General features: G+C 66.5%; 13 protein-coding genes. 9 read left to right on the forward strand and 4 right to left on the reverse strand.

From position 1 onward, the window contains the following. Positions 1-20 precede the first annotated feature (20 nt). Complete coding sequence (locus MJ601_RS05300) at positions 21-1,673, reverse strand: MFS transporter (protein WP_242124050.1); 1,653 nt, start codon at positions 1,671-1,673, stop codon at positions 21-23. 303 nt (positions 1,674-1,976) lie between these two features. On the opposite strand from MJ601_RS05300, the gene MJ601_RS05305 reads away from it, so the two are divergent. Then, positions 1,977-2,627: a TetR/AcrR family transcriptional regulator gene (locus MJ601_RS05305; RefSeq protein WP_242124052.1), complete on the forward strand. Its 651-nt coding sequence runs from the start codon at positions 1,977-1,979 to the stop codon at positions 2,625-2,627. A 121-nt stretch (positions 2,628-2,748) separates the two neighbouring features. After that, a complete protein-coding gene (locus MJ601_RS05310; RefSeq protein WP_242124053.1) occupies positions 2,749-4,218 on the forward strand; it encodes an aldehyde dehydrogenase family protein in 1,470 nt (489 codons plus the stop codon). Between the two features lie 137 nt (positions 4,219-4,355). Here MJ601_RS05310 and MJ601_RS05315 read toward each other — a convergent pair whose 3' ends face one another. After that, a complete protein-coding gene (locus MJ601_RS05315; protein ID WP_242124054.1) occupies positions 4,356-5,342 on the reverse strand; it encodes an NADPH:quinone oxidoreductase family protein in 987 nt (328 codons plus the stop codon). Then, positions 5,339-6,310: an NAD(P)H-dependent flavin oxidoreductase gene (locus tag MJ601_RS05320; RefSeq protein WP_242124057.1), complete on the reverse strand. Its 972-nt coding sequence runs from the start codon at positions 6,308-6,310 to the stop codon at positions 5,339-5,341. The genes MJ601_RS05315 and MJ601_RS05320 overlap by 4 nt, the downstream gene beginning before the upstream one ends. 130 nt (positions 6,311-6,440) lie before the next feature. On the opposite strand from MJ601_RS05320, the gene MJ601_RS05325 reads away from it, so the two are divergent. From MJ601_RS05325 to MJ601_RS05340, 4 genes are all read left to right on the forward strand, one after another. Further along, positions 6,441-7,421, forward strand: a complete 981-nt coding sequence (locus MJ601_RS05325; protein ID WP_348635558.1) for an NAD(P)H-dependent flavin oxidoreductase — start codon at positions 6,441-6,443, stop codon at positions 7,419-7,421. 54 nt (positions 7,422-7,475) lie between these two features. Beyond that, positions 7,476-8,639 (forward strand): acetyl-CoA C-acetyltransferase, encoded by a 1,164-nt coding sequence (locus MJ601_RS05330; protein WP_242124061.1) that lies wholly within the window; start codon positions 7,476-7,478, stop codon positions 8,637-8,639. 94 nt (positions 8,640-8,733) lie between these two features. Further along, complete coding sequence (locus MJ601_RS05335; RefSeq protein WP_242124063.1) at positions 8,734-9,528, forward strand: SDR family oxidoreductase; 795 nt, start codon at positions 8,734-8,736, stop codon at positions 9,526-9,528. A gap of 1 nt (position 9,529) precedes the next feature. Then, complete coding sequence (locus tag MJ601_RS05340; RefSeq protein ID WP_242124065.1) at positions 9,530-10,009, forward strand: PaaI family thioesterase; 480 nt, start codon at positions 9,530-9,532, stop codon at positions 10,007-10,009. Between the two features lie 83 nt (positions 10,010-10,092). Here MJ601_RS05340 and MJ601_RS05345 read toward each other — a convergent pair whose 3' ends face one another. Further along, positions 10,093-11,262, reverse strand: coding sequence for a thiolase family protein (locus MJ601_RS05345; protein ID WP_242124067.1), 1,170 nt, complete (start codon positions 11,260-11,262; stop codon positions 10,093-10,095). Between the two features lie 209 nt (positions 11,263-11,471). Between MJ601_RS05345 and MJ601_RS05350 the strand changes: the two genes are divergently transcribed. From MJ601_RS05350 to MJ601_RS05360, 3 genes are read left to right on the forward strand one after another with little or no spacing between them, the layout of a single operon-like run. Beyond that, positions 11,472-12,587, forward strand: coding sequence for an acyl-CoA dehydrogenase family protein (locus tag MJ601_RS05350; protein ID WP_242124069.1), 1,116 nt, complete (start codon positions 11,472-11,474; stop codon positions 12,585-12,587). A 3-nt stretch (positions 12,588-12,590) separates the two neighbouring features. Then, positions 12,591-13,796 (forward strand): acyl-CoA dehydrogenase family protein, encoded by a 1,206-nt coding sequence (locus MJ601_RS05355; RefSeq protein WP_242124071.1) that lies wholly within the window; start codon positions 12,591-12,593, stop codon positions 13,794-13,796. A gap of 42 nt (positions 13,797-13,838) precedes the next feature. Beyond that, on the forward strand, positions 13,839-14,768 hold the full coding sequence (locus MJ601_RS05360; RefSeq protein ID WP_242124073.1) for an FAS1-like dehydratase domain-containing protein: 930 nt from the start codon (positions 13,839-13,841) through the stop codon (positions 14,766-14,768). Positions 14,769-14,851 lie beyond the last annotated feature (83 nt).

Genomic DNA, 14,851 nt, shown 5'->3' on the forward strand with positions numbered 1-14,851 from the left:
GCACTTCCCTCCCCCTTTTTCTATGGCGAACCCGATGCCGGATGGAAGGGCAGGGTGACGCCGGGATCGCGCGTCTCCGTCTGCCAGCGAACGGAGCCGATCGGTCGTTCCAGCCAGCGGCGCACGCGATAGGGTTCGCCGTCCAGCGTTTCGGCGGCGGCACGGTCGAGAATCGCGGCTTCCCCCGTCGTCATCCGGTCGCGCTGGCGCAGATAATCGTGCCAGGTGGGGCAGGAAAAGCGCTCGATCCAGTAATCGGGCTGGGCGATATCCCGCGCCAGCGACCATTGATAGGCGCCGTTGCGCTGGCGGAACAGCGCCACGGCCAGCATCGTGTCGTAAAATTGCCGGGCGCGCTCGGCAGGCACCCGATATTCGATCTCGATCGAAATCGGTCCGCTGCGCCCGGTCAGCGCCAGGCCGACTTCGGGAGAAGGCAGCGGCTCCTCGCGCGCGCTGACATCCGTTCCCTCCCCAGCCATCCGCCACAGCAGGCCCAGCGGCACGCAGGCGAGCAGCGCGACGCCGGACAGGCCGACGCCGCCCGCCGTGCCCAGCCATTCGCTGACATGCCCCCAGACCCAGGCGCCTGCCGCGATGCCGCCTGCCGTCGCCGCCTGGAACGCGGCGAGCGCGCGCCCCACCACCCATCGCGGCGCCTGCGTCTGGATCGCGATGTTGAAGGATGTCAGCGCCTGCATCCAGCATATGCCCGCGACGATCAGCGTGGGGATCGCCGCCAGTTCGGATCGGCAGAAGGACAGCAGGATGACCGCGGCGCCCATGATCGCGGTGCCGCCGCCGACATGCACTTCGCGCGACAGGCGCCGTCCCAATATGGGCATCAGCAGCGCGCCGAACACCGCGCCCATGCCGAACGCGCCCAGCAATATGCCGTAGGTGGCCGCCTTGCCCCCCACCAGGTCGCGCGCGATCAGCGGCATCAGCGAGGAGATGGACGCACCGGCAATGCCCATCGTGGCGCAGCGCATGATGACGTTGCGCATGGAGGGCGAATGGAAGATGTAGCGGATGCCCGAAATCGTCGCCCAGCCGATCCGCTCGGGCGGCAGGCGCGGCGGATCGGGCATGCGCCGCCAGAAATAGAGCGCCAGCATGATCGGCAGGTAGCAGACCGCCGTGACCGCGAAGGCCGCGACCGACCCTGCCGCCGCGACGATGATCCCGCCGACCGCCGGGCCGAAGCTGCGCGCGATATTGTAACTCACCGAATTGAGCGCCACCGCCGGGGCGACATCATGCGCGGGCACCTGCTCGCTGACGGATGCCTGCCAGGCCGGGCCGAACATGGCGTTGGCGGTGCCGATCAGGAAGCAGAGGACCAGCAGCAATGTCGGGTTGAGCAGCCCGGACCAGGCGCTCGCGACCAGCAGAATCGCGCTCGTCGAGGCAAAGCACAGCATGGCGATGGCGGTCTTGCGCCGGTCATAGGTATCCGAAATCGCCCCGGCCAGCATGGAAAAGAGCATATAGGGCAGCATCAGCGCGGTCTGCACCAGCGCGACGTCCTGCGGCTTGCCGCTCATTTCCGTCATCGCCCAACCGGCGCCGACGCCATTGATGAGCAGGCCGAAATTGGACAGCAGGCTTGCCGTCCAGATTCGCCGGAATATCGTGTGGCGCAGCGGCGCGAACGATGAGCCTTCCTTCATCTCCTCCCCATCGGATTGCGGAAATCCCCCTGAACTGTGGCGTGCCCAGGCGTCCGGTGGCGACACCTGCCGATCATGGCGGCGATGTGCCGCAGCGGTGAAATCTGCCTAACGTCGTGGATCGCGATCGGTCAAGCGGGACCCGCGACCGCACCGCATATTCAGGCGGATGGAAGGGATGGAAAAGGACGCCCGGACGATGAGGTCGCAGCGACATGTGAATCTGGCCTTTGGTAAAGAGTTACGCCATAATCCGTTTCGCATGGCGCAGGGCGCCTCAACGATAGGGCAGGGGAGAAAGGAGTGTTGACGAGAACGGCCAACCGCAACCAGAACGGCCAGGCGATGGGTCCCAAGGGGCGGCAGACCCGCAGGCGCCTGATCGATGCGACGGTCAGCCTGCTGGCGGCGACCCGGTTGAGGGATCTGCGCGTCGGCGACATCGCGCGGGAGGCGGGAACATCGCCCGCGACCTTCTACGTCTATTTCCCCGATGTGGCCGACGCCGTGCTGGCGGCGCTGGAAGAAGTGACGCAGAGCGGCGAGGATATCGTCGCCCTGGTCGATGCCGATTGGGGGCAGGGCGATCCGGTGGCGCGCGCGAGCGACATCGTGCGGCGCTATCTGGAACATTGGGCGACCCACAATGCGCTTTTCCGCGTGCGCAACCTCGCGGCCGACGAAGGCGACATGCGGTTCCTGACCGCCCGGGCGGATGCGACCATGGAATTGCTGACGTCCATCAGCGACGCTGTCCGCCGCGCGCGGGATGCGGGATGGGTGGCGGCGGAGATCGAGCCGTCGGCGACCGCCGGCGTGCTGATGGCGACGCTCGAACGTCTTGCCGCCGTCCAATTCTATTATGATTCGATGGCGGGCCAGCGCGAGCAGATGATCGTCTCGGCTGGGCATATGCTGGCACAGATGATGGGTCCGCCGCGCATCGTCGCCTGAGGGCTGCCATTCTCTCCATTGACATATTAAGTAAACTTTCGTTTACATGAGCGCGAAACGGGCACCGGCTGGCCCTCGGCTTGCCGCGCGCCCGAAACGCGCAAGCATATAGGAGAGAGACATGACCGCCATACCGTCCGTGCATCTTCATCTGGGCCATGAGCAGCGCCGGTCGGGGTCGGGCGGCACCCATCCCCATCTCAATCCCGTGACGCAAAAGCCGCAGGCCGATGTCCCGCTCGCCGGAGCCGCCGAGGTCGAGGAAGCGGTCGCGAAGGCGGAGGCCGCGTTCGACGGCTGGCGCCGCACCCGGCCGGAGGTACGGCGGGACATATTGAACCGCCTCGCCGACCTGATGGACGCCCATAAGGAGGAATTCGCCCGCATGGCTGCGCTCGACGGCGGCACGCCGCTGATGGGCGGCATCCGGGGCGCGGAAATGGCGGTCGCCTGGACCCGCTATTATGCGGGCTGGTGCGACAAGCTGACCGGCGACATGATGAGCAGCTTCGACACGCGCGGGGAATTCGCCTATTCCGTGCCCGAGCCGATCGGCATCGTCGGCATCATCATCACCTGGAACGGCCCGCTCATCTCGCTGGGCATGAAGGTCTGCGCCGCGCTGGCGGCAGGCAATTGCGTCATCTGCAAACCGGCCGAGATCACCCCCTTCGCGCCTGAACTCTTCGCCCAGCTCTGCAAGGAAGCGGGCGTCCCCGACGGCGTGCTGTCGATCGTCCCCGGCACGGCCGAGGCTGGCGAGGCGATCGTGCGCCACAAGAAGGTCCGCAAGATCAGCTTCACCGGCGGGCCGATCACCGCGCGCAAGATCCTGGCCGCCTGCGCCGAGGAGATCAAGCCGGCGGTCATGGAACTGGGCGGCAAGTCGGCCAGCCTCGTCTTTCCCGATTGCGACATCCAGGCGGCGGCCGAGCGCGCCGTCTTCTGGACCATCGGCATCCTGGCCGGGCAGGGCTGCGCGCTGCCCACGCGGCAGGTCGTCCATGCCGACATCTATGACGATTTCGTCGCCCGGCTGAAGGCGATCATCCAGCAACTCAAGGTCGGCGATCCGATGGAACCGGGCGTCATCGTCGGACCGGTCATCAACCGCGCGGCGGTGGACCGCATCCTGGGCATGTTCGACCGCGCGAAGGCCGACAAGGCGGGCACCTTCCTGCTGGGCGGCACCCGGTGCGGCGGCGCGCTGGCGGAGGGGAATTTCATCGAACCGACGCTGATCGTCGATGCCGATCCCGATCATGAGATCAGCCAGGTCGAGATTTTCGGCCCGGCCGTGGTCGTGATGAAATTCCATGAGGAGGATGAGGCCGTTGCCATCGCCAACAACAGCGAATATGGCCTTGCCTCCTATATCCAGTCCAACGACATCCACCGCGTCCACCGCCTCGCCGAACGGCTGAATGCGGGCGGCGTCTATGTGAATGGCGGGATGCAGATCAATCCCTGGACGCCCTTCGGCGGGGTCGGCATTTCCGGCTATGGCAAGGAAGGCGGCAAGGCCGGGATCGACGAATTCCTGCATTACAAGACGGTGACGATCGGCACCGGCGCGCGCATCCTGGCCTGACCTGCACTCCGGCTGGCCGGACTAGAGCGGTTTTCGATCTGATGGAATCAGATCGAAAACCGCTCTGTTCTTTTGATTTGTCGCGATTTCTGAACCGTCAGATGATGCCATCTGACTGGAAATCGCTCCAGAGGCTGTCAGGACGCCATGTCGAGCACGACGCGTCCTGCCAGCCGGCCGCCCTTGGCGTCCTTCATCGCGGCGGCGAATTGCTCCAGCGGGTAACGCTGGGCAATGGGCGGGTGCAGATGCCCCTGCCGGTAGAGGCCGAACAGCGCGGGCAGGACCTCCTCATGCCGTTCCGGCTCGTAGAGGCCGAACTGCCGGATATCGACGCCGATCAGCGACGCCCCCTTCAGCAGCGCCAGATTGATCGGCAGCTTGGGGATGTGCCCGGCGGCAAAGCCGATCACCAGATGCCGCCCGTTCCACGCCAGCGACCGGAAGGCAGGCTCGGTCGCGTCGCCGCCCAGCGGATCGACCACGATATCGACGGGCTTGCCGTCATTGGCGGCCTTCACATCGTCCCGCCATGTCGACGACCGGCTGTCGACCACGGCATCGGCGCCGCCGCGCAAGGCCAGATCGCGCTTTTCCGGGGAGGATGCGGAAGCGATGACGCGCGCGCCCAGCGCCTTCGCGATCTCCACCGCCGCATAGCCCACGGCGCCGCCCGCGCCCAGCACCAGCACCGTCTCTCCGGCTTTCAGGCTGCTGCGCTGGACCAGCGCATGCCAGGCGGTGGCATAGCTGACGCGGAAGATGGAGGCGGTGGCGAAGTCCATCGTCTCCGGAATCGCATGGGCCAGCTTGGCGGGAATGACCGCCGCCTCGCTGAAGGCAGCGCCGAAGCCGCTGGCCATGACCCGCTCCCCGATCCGTGCCGGATCGACGCCTTCGCCGACCGCCTCGATCACGCCGGCAAATTCGCTGCCCGGCACGAAGGGCAAGGGCGGCTTCATCTGATGCAGGCCCTCGGCCGCCAGCACGTCGACATAGCTGACCCCTGCGGCGTGGACGCGAATGGCGATCTTTCCGGGGCCGGGCGTACCGGGGTCGCGGGGCTTGAGCGCGAAGCTGTCCGGATCGCCATAGCGCTCCACGACGACGGCGCGGGCGCTCATGCCGCCGTCCTCGCGATCCGGGCGCGCCAGTCGAAGCCGCGATTGGCCTTCACGAAATCGACTTCCAGCCGGTCGACCAGTTCCGCGACGCTCGGCACATCCTCGATCAGCGCGGTCGAATGCCCCCCGCTCCAGATGGTTTTCCACGGCTTGATGCCTGCGGGCAGATTGGGCCGGTGGAATGCTTTGGGCGGCGGCAGGTTCAGCGGGTCCAGGCCCGCCGCGACCATGGAGGGCTTGAGGAAGCTGGCGTTCATGCCCGCAATGGCGTCGGTGAAGAGAACATCCTCCGCCTCCGCGTCCACCAGCATCTGCTTATGCTCCAGGAAAGTGCCCGATTCCCGGGTCGCGATGAAGCGGGTGCCCATCACCACGAAGTCCGCGCCCAGCGTCAGCGCGGCGGCGATGCCCGCGCCGTCGGCAATGCCGCCCGCCAGCATGATATAGCCGTCGAACATGCTCCGGATGCGCGGCAGGAAGGCGAAGGGGTTGAGCGTCCCGGCATGGCCGCCCGCGCCGCCCGTCACCAGCATCAGCCCGTCGACGCCCGCCTCGATCGCCTTTTCGGCATGGCGGACCGTGGTCACGTCATGGAAGACGATGCCCCCCCAGTCATGCACCGCCGCCACTTCCTCGCGCGGGTCGCCCAGATTGGTGAGCACCAGCGGCACCCGCGCCTTGCGGCAGACCTCCAGCCTTTCCTTGCGCGCCTGCTGGTCGATCGCGGTCGAGGCGAGCAGATTGACGCAGAAGGGGGCGAAGCGGCTCCCGGCGTCGCGCGCCTTCGCCTCTTCCTCGCGGATGGTGGTCAGCCAGCCGTCCAGCGTTTCGGGCGGGCGCATGTTGGATGATGGAAAGGCGCCGATAATGCCCGCCCGGCAGGAGGCGAGGACCAGATCGAGGCCCGAACAGATGAACATGGGCGCCTGCATCAGCGGCAGTTTCAGATCGGACCATTGCAGCGTCACAGCGGAATCTCCTTGCCTGCCAGCATCAATCATCTATGGGCATTGTTCAATATATAAAGATGGATTAGATAGATAACTAAGTGGTATATCTGTTCCTGACGCTTGAGCAAGCGCCGGTTGTGAGTCGAGGGTGAAAATGAAGACACGGATCACGGAACTGTTGGGGATCGAACATCCCATTGTCCAGGGTGGCATGCAGCAGGTCGGAAAGGCGGAACTGGCATCGGCCGTTTCCAATGCGGGGGGGCTCGGCATCCTGACCGGCCTGACCCAGCCTTCGCCCGAAGCGCTGCGCGAGGAGATCGAACGCTGCCGTTCGATGACGGACAAGCCCTTCGGCGTGAACATGACGGTGTTCCCGACCATCAACTCCCCCGACTACAAGGCCTATGCCCAGGCGATCATCGATTCGGGCATCAAGGTCGTGGAAACGGCCGGCACCCCCGCCGTCGGCGAACTGTGGGACATGTTCAAGCCCGCCGGGATCAAGATCGTGCACAAATGCACCTCCGTCCGCCACGCGCTGTCGGCTGAACGCAAGGGCGTGGACGCGATCTCGATCGACGGCTTCGAATGCGCCGGCCATCCGGGCGAGGACGATATCCCCGGCCTCATCCTGATCCCGGCGGCAGCCGATCAGGTGAAGATCCCGATGTTGGCCTCCGGCGGCTTCGGCGACGGCCGCGGCCTGGTCGCGGCTCTGGCGCTGGGCGCGGAAGGCATCAACATGGGCACGCGCTTCTGCGCGACGGTGGAAGCACCGATCCATCCCAATGTGAAGCAGGCCTACGTCAACAATGACGAGCGCGGAACCAACCTCATCTTCCGCAAGCTCAAGAACACGGCCCGCGTCGGCAAGAACACTGTGTCCGACAAGGTGGTCGAAATCCTGGCGCAGCCGGACTCCTCGTTCAAGGACGTCCAGCCCTATGTGTCGGGCGCCCAGGGCCGCGTGCTGCTGGAGACCGGCGACATGGACGCGGGCGTCTTCTGGGCCGGCATGGTCCAGGGCCTGATCCACGATATCCCGACCTGCAAGGAACTGATCGACCGGATCATGTCCGAAGCGGATTCGATCATCAAGGAACGGCTGGGCCGCTTCGCAGCCTGACGATCCGGGGGCGGGCGCGCCGCGTCCGCTCCGCCGAAGCTGGAGAATGGAATAATGGCAGAAGCTTTTATCGTATCGGCCGTCCGCACCGCCGGCGGCCGCCGCAACGGCCGGCTGGCAGGCTGGCATCCCGTGGACCTTGGCGGCAAGATCATCGACGCCGCCGTCGCCCGCGCGGGTGTGCCGGGCGAACTGGTCGATGACGTGATTTTCGGCTGCGTCAGCCAGTCGGGCGAACAGGCGAACCAGGTCGGCCGCACCTGCGTGCTCGCCTCCTCGCTGCCCTACAGCGTGCCCGCCGTGACCATCGACCGCCAGTGCGGTTCCTCGCAGCAGGCGATCCACTTCGCCGCGCAGGCGATCATGTCCGGCACCATGGACATCGTGCTCGCGGGCGGCACCGAGAGCATGACCCGCGTTCCGATGGGGTCGCCGACCCTGTCGCCTCCGGGCGCGAACCGCTGGCCCCAGTCGGTCATCGATCGCCTCGGCATCGAAGCGAGCAGCCAGTTCCGCAGCGCGGAAATGATCGCCAAGAAGTGGGGCCTGACCCGCGACATGCTCGACGCCTTTGGTCTGGAAAGCCATCTGCGCGCGCAGAAGGCGACCAAGGAAGGCGCGTTCGACGCGGAAATCCTGCCGCTCGAGATCGTCAACGCCGACGGCCAGAAGGAAATGCACGTCGTGGACGAGGGGATCCGCTGGGATGCCTCGCCAGAGGGCATGGCCAAGGTCAAGCTGCTGAGCGAAGAGGGCGTCGTCACCGCCGCCACCTCCAGCCAGGTGACCGACGGCGCCTCGGCGGTGATCGTCGCGTCCGAACGCGCGGTCAAGGAACATGGGCTGACGCCGCTGGCGCGCATCGTGAACCTCACCGTCACCGCGGGCGACCCGGTCATCATGCTGGAAGAGCCGCTCTTCTGCACCGACAAGGCGCTGAAGCGCGCGGGCATGAAGCTGAGCGACATCGACCTCTATGAAGTCAATGAAGCGTTCGCGCCCATCCCGATGGCGTGGCAGCGCCACCTCGACGCCGACCCGGCGAAGCTCAACGCATTCGGCGGCGCCATCGCGCTCGGCCACCCGCTGGGCGCCAGCGGCACCAAGCTGATGGCCACGCTGATCCACGGTCTCAAGCGCACCGGCGGCAAATATGGTCTCCAGACCATGTGCGAAGGCGGCGGCACGGCCAACGTCACCATCATCGAGGTTCTCTAAACCTCGCACGACATGACCGGCGGCGGGTCGTTCCGCCGCCGGCCGATCCGACAGGGCAGGGACGCTGCCCGGCTCATCTAGTGAAAGGATTGCCATGCAACTCACTCCCGGACTTCCCGCAGTCGTCACCGGCGGCGCGTCGGGCCTCGGCAAGGCCACTGCCATCGGGCTGGCCGACGCGGGCTTCAAGGTCGCGATCTTCGACCTCAACGCCGAAGCGGGCGAAGCCATCGCCAAGGACATCGGCGGCGTCTTCTGCAAGGTCGACATCACCGACGAGGACAGCGTCGTCGCCGGCTTCGAAAAGGCCCGCGCCGCCCACGGCCAGGAACGCGTCACCGTCCATTGCGCCCAGATTTCCAAGGGCGGCAAGACCGTCGGCTTCGACAAGACGACCGGCGGCTACAAGCGCCTGTCGACCGAGGATTATGAATTTTCCGCGCGCGGCATCCTGGTCGCCAGCTACCGCATCGCGTCGCTGTCGGCGCTGGGCATGGCCAATGCCGAACCGCTGAACGAGGATCTGGAGCGCGGCCTGATCGTGCTGACCGCGTCGGTCGCGGCGCTGGACGGCCAGATCGGCCAGATCTGCTACGGCTCGGCCAAGGCGGGCGTCAACGGCCTGGTGCTGCCCATGGCCCGCGACCTGATGGACCTCGGCATCCGCGTGAACTCGATCATGCCCGGCATCTTCGCGACCCCGCCGATGCTTGCGATGAAGGATCGCGCGCCCGAAATGTACGACAATCTCGGCAAGTCGGTGCCCTTCCCCAAGCGCCTGGGCAATCCGCCCGAATTCGCCAGCCTGGTGCTGGAAATGGCGCGCAACACCTATTTCAACGGCCAGAATATCCGCCTCGACGGCGCGATCCGGATGCCGCCGAAATAAGATGGTGGCACTGGCACCCGCACCAGACTTTTTCGACCGGGCGGCGGCGCAACAGCCGCCGCCCGGTTTCGATGTCATGCCGCTCAATTTCGGCTTTCTCGGAATCAACGGTCCGGTATTCAAGCGCATCGATGAGGATGGCCGCGTCATCTTCGGCTGCCGCATCATGCCCAGCATGTGCAACCCGATGGGCGTGTCGCACGGCGGCTGGCTGGCGACCATGATCGACATCGTGCTGCCGCTCACCGTCAGGCTGACCGATCCGGATTTCTTCGAACGCTTCCTGATGACCGTCAGCCTCAACATCGACTATCTCGCCGGTCCCAAGGAGGGCGAGTGGCTGGAGGGCACGGCGCGCATCCTGCGCAAGACCAAGCGCCTGCTGTTCATCGACGGCACGCTGACGGTCGGGGATGAGACCGTCACCCGCGCCAGCGGCATCTTCCGCGTCGGGCCTCCGGCGCCGCCTCTGGGCACGTAATCGCGCCAGGAAATTTCAGGAACGACGGGAAATTTCAGCGCGCCATGAAAAGCGCGGCGGTCCGGTCCGCCGCGCTTCGGCTTTCAATCCCGGCGGATCAGCATCGCGCCCGCCAGCGGTCCGCCGCCCATGCCGACGACCGCCGTCTTGGCGTCCTTGACCTGCCGCTCGCCGCCCTCGCCCCAGAACTGCGTGCAGGCCTCGTGCAGCAGGCCGAAGCCGTGCAGCCGCCCGGCCGAAAGCTGGCCACCGCCGGTATTGACGGGGAAGCGACCGCCCAGCAGCGTATTGCCCTCGGCAATGAAGTCCGGCGCCTCGCCCTTCCCGCAAAAGCCGAACGCCTCGATCCACATCGGCACGAAGATGCTGAACCCGTCATAAAGGGCCAGCACGTCGACATCCTTGGGCTTGAGGTCCGTGCGCTTCCACATGTCCGCCGCCGCGTCATGGCTGGCCATGGTGGTAAGGTCGGCGCGCTGGTCCCAGCTATCCTTTTCCTGCAGCGCCGCGCCCATCGCCTCGATATGGATGGGCGGGCGGCGCAGATCCTTCGCCGCGTCCGCCGCCGACACGATGATGACGCAGGCGCCGTCGATCGGAATGTCGCAATCGAACAGGCAGAGCGGCGTGGAGATCGGCCGCGCCGCCATATATTCCTCCATCGTCAGCGGCTTGTCGCGCATCAGCGCGCGGGGATTCTTCATCGCATTGCTGCGCTGCCCGACCGCGATGGTGCCCAGATGCTCGCGCGTCAGCCCATAGTCATGCATGATGCGCGAAGCGAACTGCGCCGTCCATGTCGCCGCCGAATAGGCGCCCATCGGCAACAGCCAGCTCGTCCAGCCGGTGAGGCGGCTGCCCGATCCGGACGGGATGCTCGCCCGGCGCCCGGCCGACTGGCTGCTCGATTCCGTCAGCGCGCGGAAGACCAGGACATGGCGCGCCTGCCCGGTCGTCACCGCCATGGCGGCGATCATCAGCGGCGACATCTGCGCCGGGCCTTCGCCCGAACTGGAATGCCAGCGCGTCTTCAGGCCCAGCGCGTTGCGCACCTCGCCCACGCCCAGCGGCGACATGCCCGGCGACGTGTCGCTCTTGCCGGGATAGGTGGTGATGCCGTCGATATCGTCGCGGGTGAGGCCCGCGTCGGCGATCGCGGCCAGCGCCGCATCCGCCAGATGGTCGATCGCGGGCCGCATGGTCGTGCGGCCGACCTGCGACATGCCGATACCTGTAATCGCTGCCTTCAACATAGTGACAGGCTCTCCTTGTTGCTTTCGATGGGCGCGACGCGGATTGCGCCGGACCGGGATGAATGTCCACTGCCTATCCGTTTTGCGCCCGGCGTCCGGCAACGCGCCTCAACCATGGGCTGCATTCGCGCCGCATCGGCTGTTGCACAGATCAGATATTCAGCTTAGTTGCATTTCTATCATTATGAACAAGCCGACGAGGATGCTCAATGAATTTCGATCTGTCCGACGAGCAGAAAATGCTGGGCGAGCAGGCGCGCAACCTTCTGACCGAACGTTCGACGCCCGACCGGCTGCGCGAACTGATCGACGCGGGCGCGGAATGGGACGAATCGCTGTGGCGTGAAATCGCCGAGCTGGGCTTCCTGGGCGCCGCGATTCCGGAGGAGCATGGCGGGCTGGGCATGACCCAGCTCGACCTGGGCGTCATCAGCGAGGAAATGGGCCGGGCCAATGTCGCGCTGCCCTTCTTCTCCTCCATCGTGCTGGCGGCGGACGCCATCGCCCTTGCCGGCAGCGAGGCGCAGAAGGCCGCCTGGCTGCCCCGGCTTGCCAGCGGGGAAGCGATCGGCACCTTTGCCTATGCGGAAGGCGCGGCGGGCTGGGACGATCATGCCGTGCAGGCCCGGTGGCAGGACGGCAGGATCAGCGGCGTCAAGACCCCGGTGGCCGACGGCGGCATCGCGACGGTGGCGGTGGTTCTGGTGAAGAAGGACGGCAAGCGCGCCCTGGCCCTGGTCGACCTGGGCGGCGCGGGGGTCGGCCGCACCAGGCTTGCGAGCTTCGACCAGTTGCGCGCCCATTACAGCCTCTCCTTCGACGGCGCGGCGGCCGAACTGCTCGACGCGGCACCGGCGGAAACCGTCATTGCCAAGCTGTTCGACCGGGCGGCGGTGCAGGCCGCTTTCGAGGCGGTGGGCGGCACCGACGCCTGTCTCGTGATGGCGCGCGACTATGCGATGGAGCGGCAGATTTTCGGGCGGCAACTGGCCAGCTATCAGGCGATCAAGCACCGGCTGGCCGACATTGCGGTATTGCTCGAACTGGCGCGCTCCAACGCCTATTTCGGCGCCTGGGCGGCGGGGGAATCGGATGATGACCTGCCGGCGGCGGCGGCGTCCGCGCGGCTGACGGCGAACGGCGCCTTCGAAAAGGGCGCGCGCGAAAATCTCCAGGTTCATGGCGGCATCGGCTATACCTGGGAAGCGAATTGTCACTTCTACTACCGGCGGGAACGCACTCTGGCGGCATCGCTTGGCGGGCGCGACCTGTGGGCCGACCGGCTCATCGCGCATCTCCCCGGCACTCAGGTACAGGCGGCTTAACCCATGGATTTCAACGATACACCCGAAGAAGCGGCCTTCCGCGCCAAGGCGCAGGCATGGCTGGCGGCCACCGCACCGGCGCACGAAATCGCCGAAGGCGTGAAACTGGAGGATTCGGATCAGGTCCGGCGCGGCCGCGCCTGGCAGCGGGCCCTGTCCGAGGGCGGCTTTGCCGGCATCACCCTGCCGAAACAATTTGGCGGACAGGGCGGCACCGTGATCGAGGCGGTGGTCTTCGCCGAGGAAGAGGCGCGCTATCGTCTGCCCAAGGGGCCTTATACCGGCATTGGCCTGGGCATGGCGGTCCCCGTCATCGCCAAGCATGGCAATGACGCCCAGCGCGCGAAGTTCATCGACGCGACGCTCAGGGGCGATCTTACCTGGTGCCAGCTCTTCTCCGAACCGTCGGCCGGTTCCGACCTCGCCAATCTGCGCACCAAGGCGGTGCGCGACGGCGACGACTGGATCGTCAACGGCCAGAAGGTCTGGTCGAGCTGGGCGCATGAAAGCGACTGGGGCATATTGGTGGTCCGCACCGATCCCACCGTGGTCAAGCATAAGGGGCTGACCTTCTTCGTCGTCGACATGAAGACCCCCGGCATCGAGATCCGCCCGATCAAGCAGATTTCGGGCGACTCCGATTTCAACGAGACCTTCTTCACCGACGTGCGCATCCCCGACGCCAACCGCATCGGCGAGGTCGGCGAGGGCTGGGCCTGCTGCATGACGGTGCTGATGGGCGAGCGGCTGGGCAGCGGCGCGACCAAGAGCGGCGTGCTGCCGCTGATCGACTATGCGCAGGCGACGCCTCGCGGCACCGGCACGGCGCTCGACAATGCCGCCGTGCGGCTGGCGCTGGGGGAGGCGCTGGCGGAGGAGCGGGGCGGCAAATATATGGAGGCGCGCCTGCGCACCATGGTGTCGCGCGGGGAAAATCCGGGCGCGCTGGCGGGCATGGTGAAGCTCTCCTATGCCGGGCGACAACAGAAGGCGCTCGGCCTTGCCATGGAAATCCGCGGTCCCGCCGCGCTGGCGGCGGCGGACGACGCGGCCACGGACAGCCTGCATTATGACTATATCTGGTCGAGCGTGATGCGCATCGCGGGCGGCGCTGACGAGGTGCTGCGCAACCAGATCGCCGAACGCGTGCTGGGCATGCCGGGCGAAATCCGCGCCGACAAGAATCTGCCCTTCGACCAACTGAAATGACGGGGGGAGGGCGTTGGCCCTCACGTCCCCCAAGGAGGCCTGATGAGCGAATCCTATCTGACGCCCGAAATCATGGCGACCGTGGGCGAGAAGACGGTGCCCCGCCGCGGCGTCATCACCGCCGACCATTTCCGGCGCTTCGCCGTGGGGGTGGACGACACCAATCCGCTCTATACCGATGTGGCGGCGGCCCGGGCGGCCGGATATCGCGACGTCATCTCCCCGCCGCTGTTCAATGCCGCGGTCACGCGCCCGCATCCTTTCCGCGACGGGCTGCTGGGCGACGGCCAATATGAAAGCGTGGCGCCTCCGGGGCTCGGCCATCTCCAGACGATGCTGGCGGGGCAGAGCTGGGAACTGATCCGTCCGACCCATCCCGGCGAGGAACTGATCGAAACCTTCACCACCACGTCGATCACCGAAAAGCAGGGCAAGACCGGCAATATGGTCTTCGTCGAGAAGGAAGCGACGCTCGCCACCCCCGATGGCGAGGTGGTCGAACGCTATGGCAACACGCTGATCCTGCGCGCGCCGCCGCCGCCCCTGCCGCCCTATCAGGGCGAAACGGCGACGCCCGCCGCGATGGCGGGCGCGGGCGCCACGGAATTGTCGGGCGATGTCATGGTCAAGAATCCGGACATGATCACCCTGTTCATGTTCTGCGCCTCGATCTGGGCGGTGCACCGCATCCACTGGGACGCCCCCTATGCGCAGCGCGAGGGGCTGAAGCTACCGATCCTGCCGGGCTGGCTGGTCGCCAGCTATCTGGCCCAGCTTGCCACGCTGCGGGCGCCGGAGGACGAAAGGCTGACGAAATTGTCGGCCCGTTACCGCTCCAGCGCCTATCCGGGCGACCGGCTCACCTGCACCGGCGAGGGAAGCGGCAGCAGCCAGACATTGCAGGTGGCCAATGCGGACGGCGTCGTGCTGGTGACGGCGGACGCGACCACGGCGCCCCGCTTCGCGGGCTGACGGCAAAAGATACGCGATCCGGCTTGCGTTCCGGGTCGCTTATCATCTATTACCTAGTTATACATCATTGCCTGCCGCCCCAA

The organism is Sphingobium trunci (genome assembly GCF_022664535.1).
In the GTDB taxonomy this organism is placed as follows: Bacteria; Pseudomonadota; Alphaproteobacteria; order Sphingomonadales; family Sphingomonadaceae; genus Sphingobium.

Coding starts and splice junctions, on each gene's coding strand:
- MJ601_RS05300 (WP_242124050.1), bottom strand. CDS start 1,673: ATGAAGGAAGGCTCATCGTTCGCGCCGCTGCGCCACACGATATTCCGG.
- MJ601_RS05310 (WP_242124053.1), top strand. CDS start 2,749: ATGACCGCCATACCGTCCGTGCATCTTCATCTGGGCCATGAGCAGCGC.
- MJ601_RS05315 (WP_242124054.1), bottom strand. CDS start 5,342: ATGAGCGCCCGCGCCGTCGTCGTGGAGCGCTATGGCGATCCGGACAGC.
- MJ601_RS05330 (WP_242124061.1), top strand. CDS start 7,476: ATGGCAGAAGCTTTTATCGTATCGGCCGTCCGCACCGCCGGCGGCCGC.
- MJ601_RS05335 (WP_242124063.1), top strand. CDS start 8,734: ATGCAACTCACTCCCGGACTTCCCGCAGTCGTCACCGGCGGCGCGTCG.
- MJ601_RS05340 (WP_242124065.1), top strand. CDS start 9,530: ATGGTGGCACTGGCACCCGCACCAGACTTTTTCGACCGGGCGGCGGCG.
- MJ601_RS05345 (WP_242124067.1), bottom strand. CDS start 11,262: ATGTTGAAGGCAGCGATTACAGGTATCGGCATGTCGCAGGTCGGCCGC.
- MJ601_RS05350 (WP_242124069.1), top strand. CDS start 11,472: ATGAATTTCGATCTGTCCGACGAGCAGAAAATGCTGGGCGAGCAGGCG.
- MJ601_RS05355 (WP_242124071.1), top strand. CDS start 12,591: ATGGATTTCAACGATACACCCGAAGAAGCGGCCTTCCGCGCCAAGGCG.
- MJ601_RS05360 (WP_242124073.1), top strand. CDS start 13,839: ATGAGCGAATCCTATCTGACGCCCGAAATCATGGCGACCGTGGGCGAG.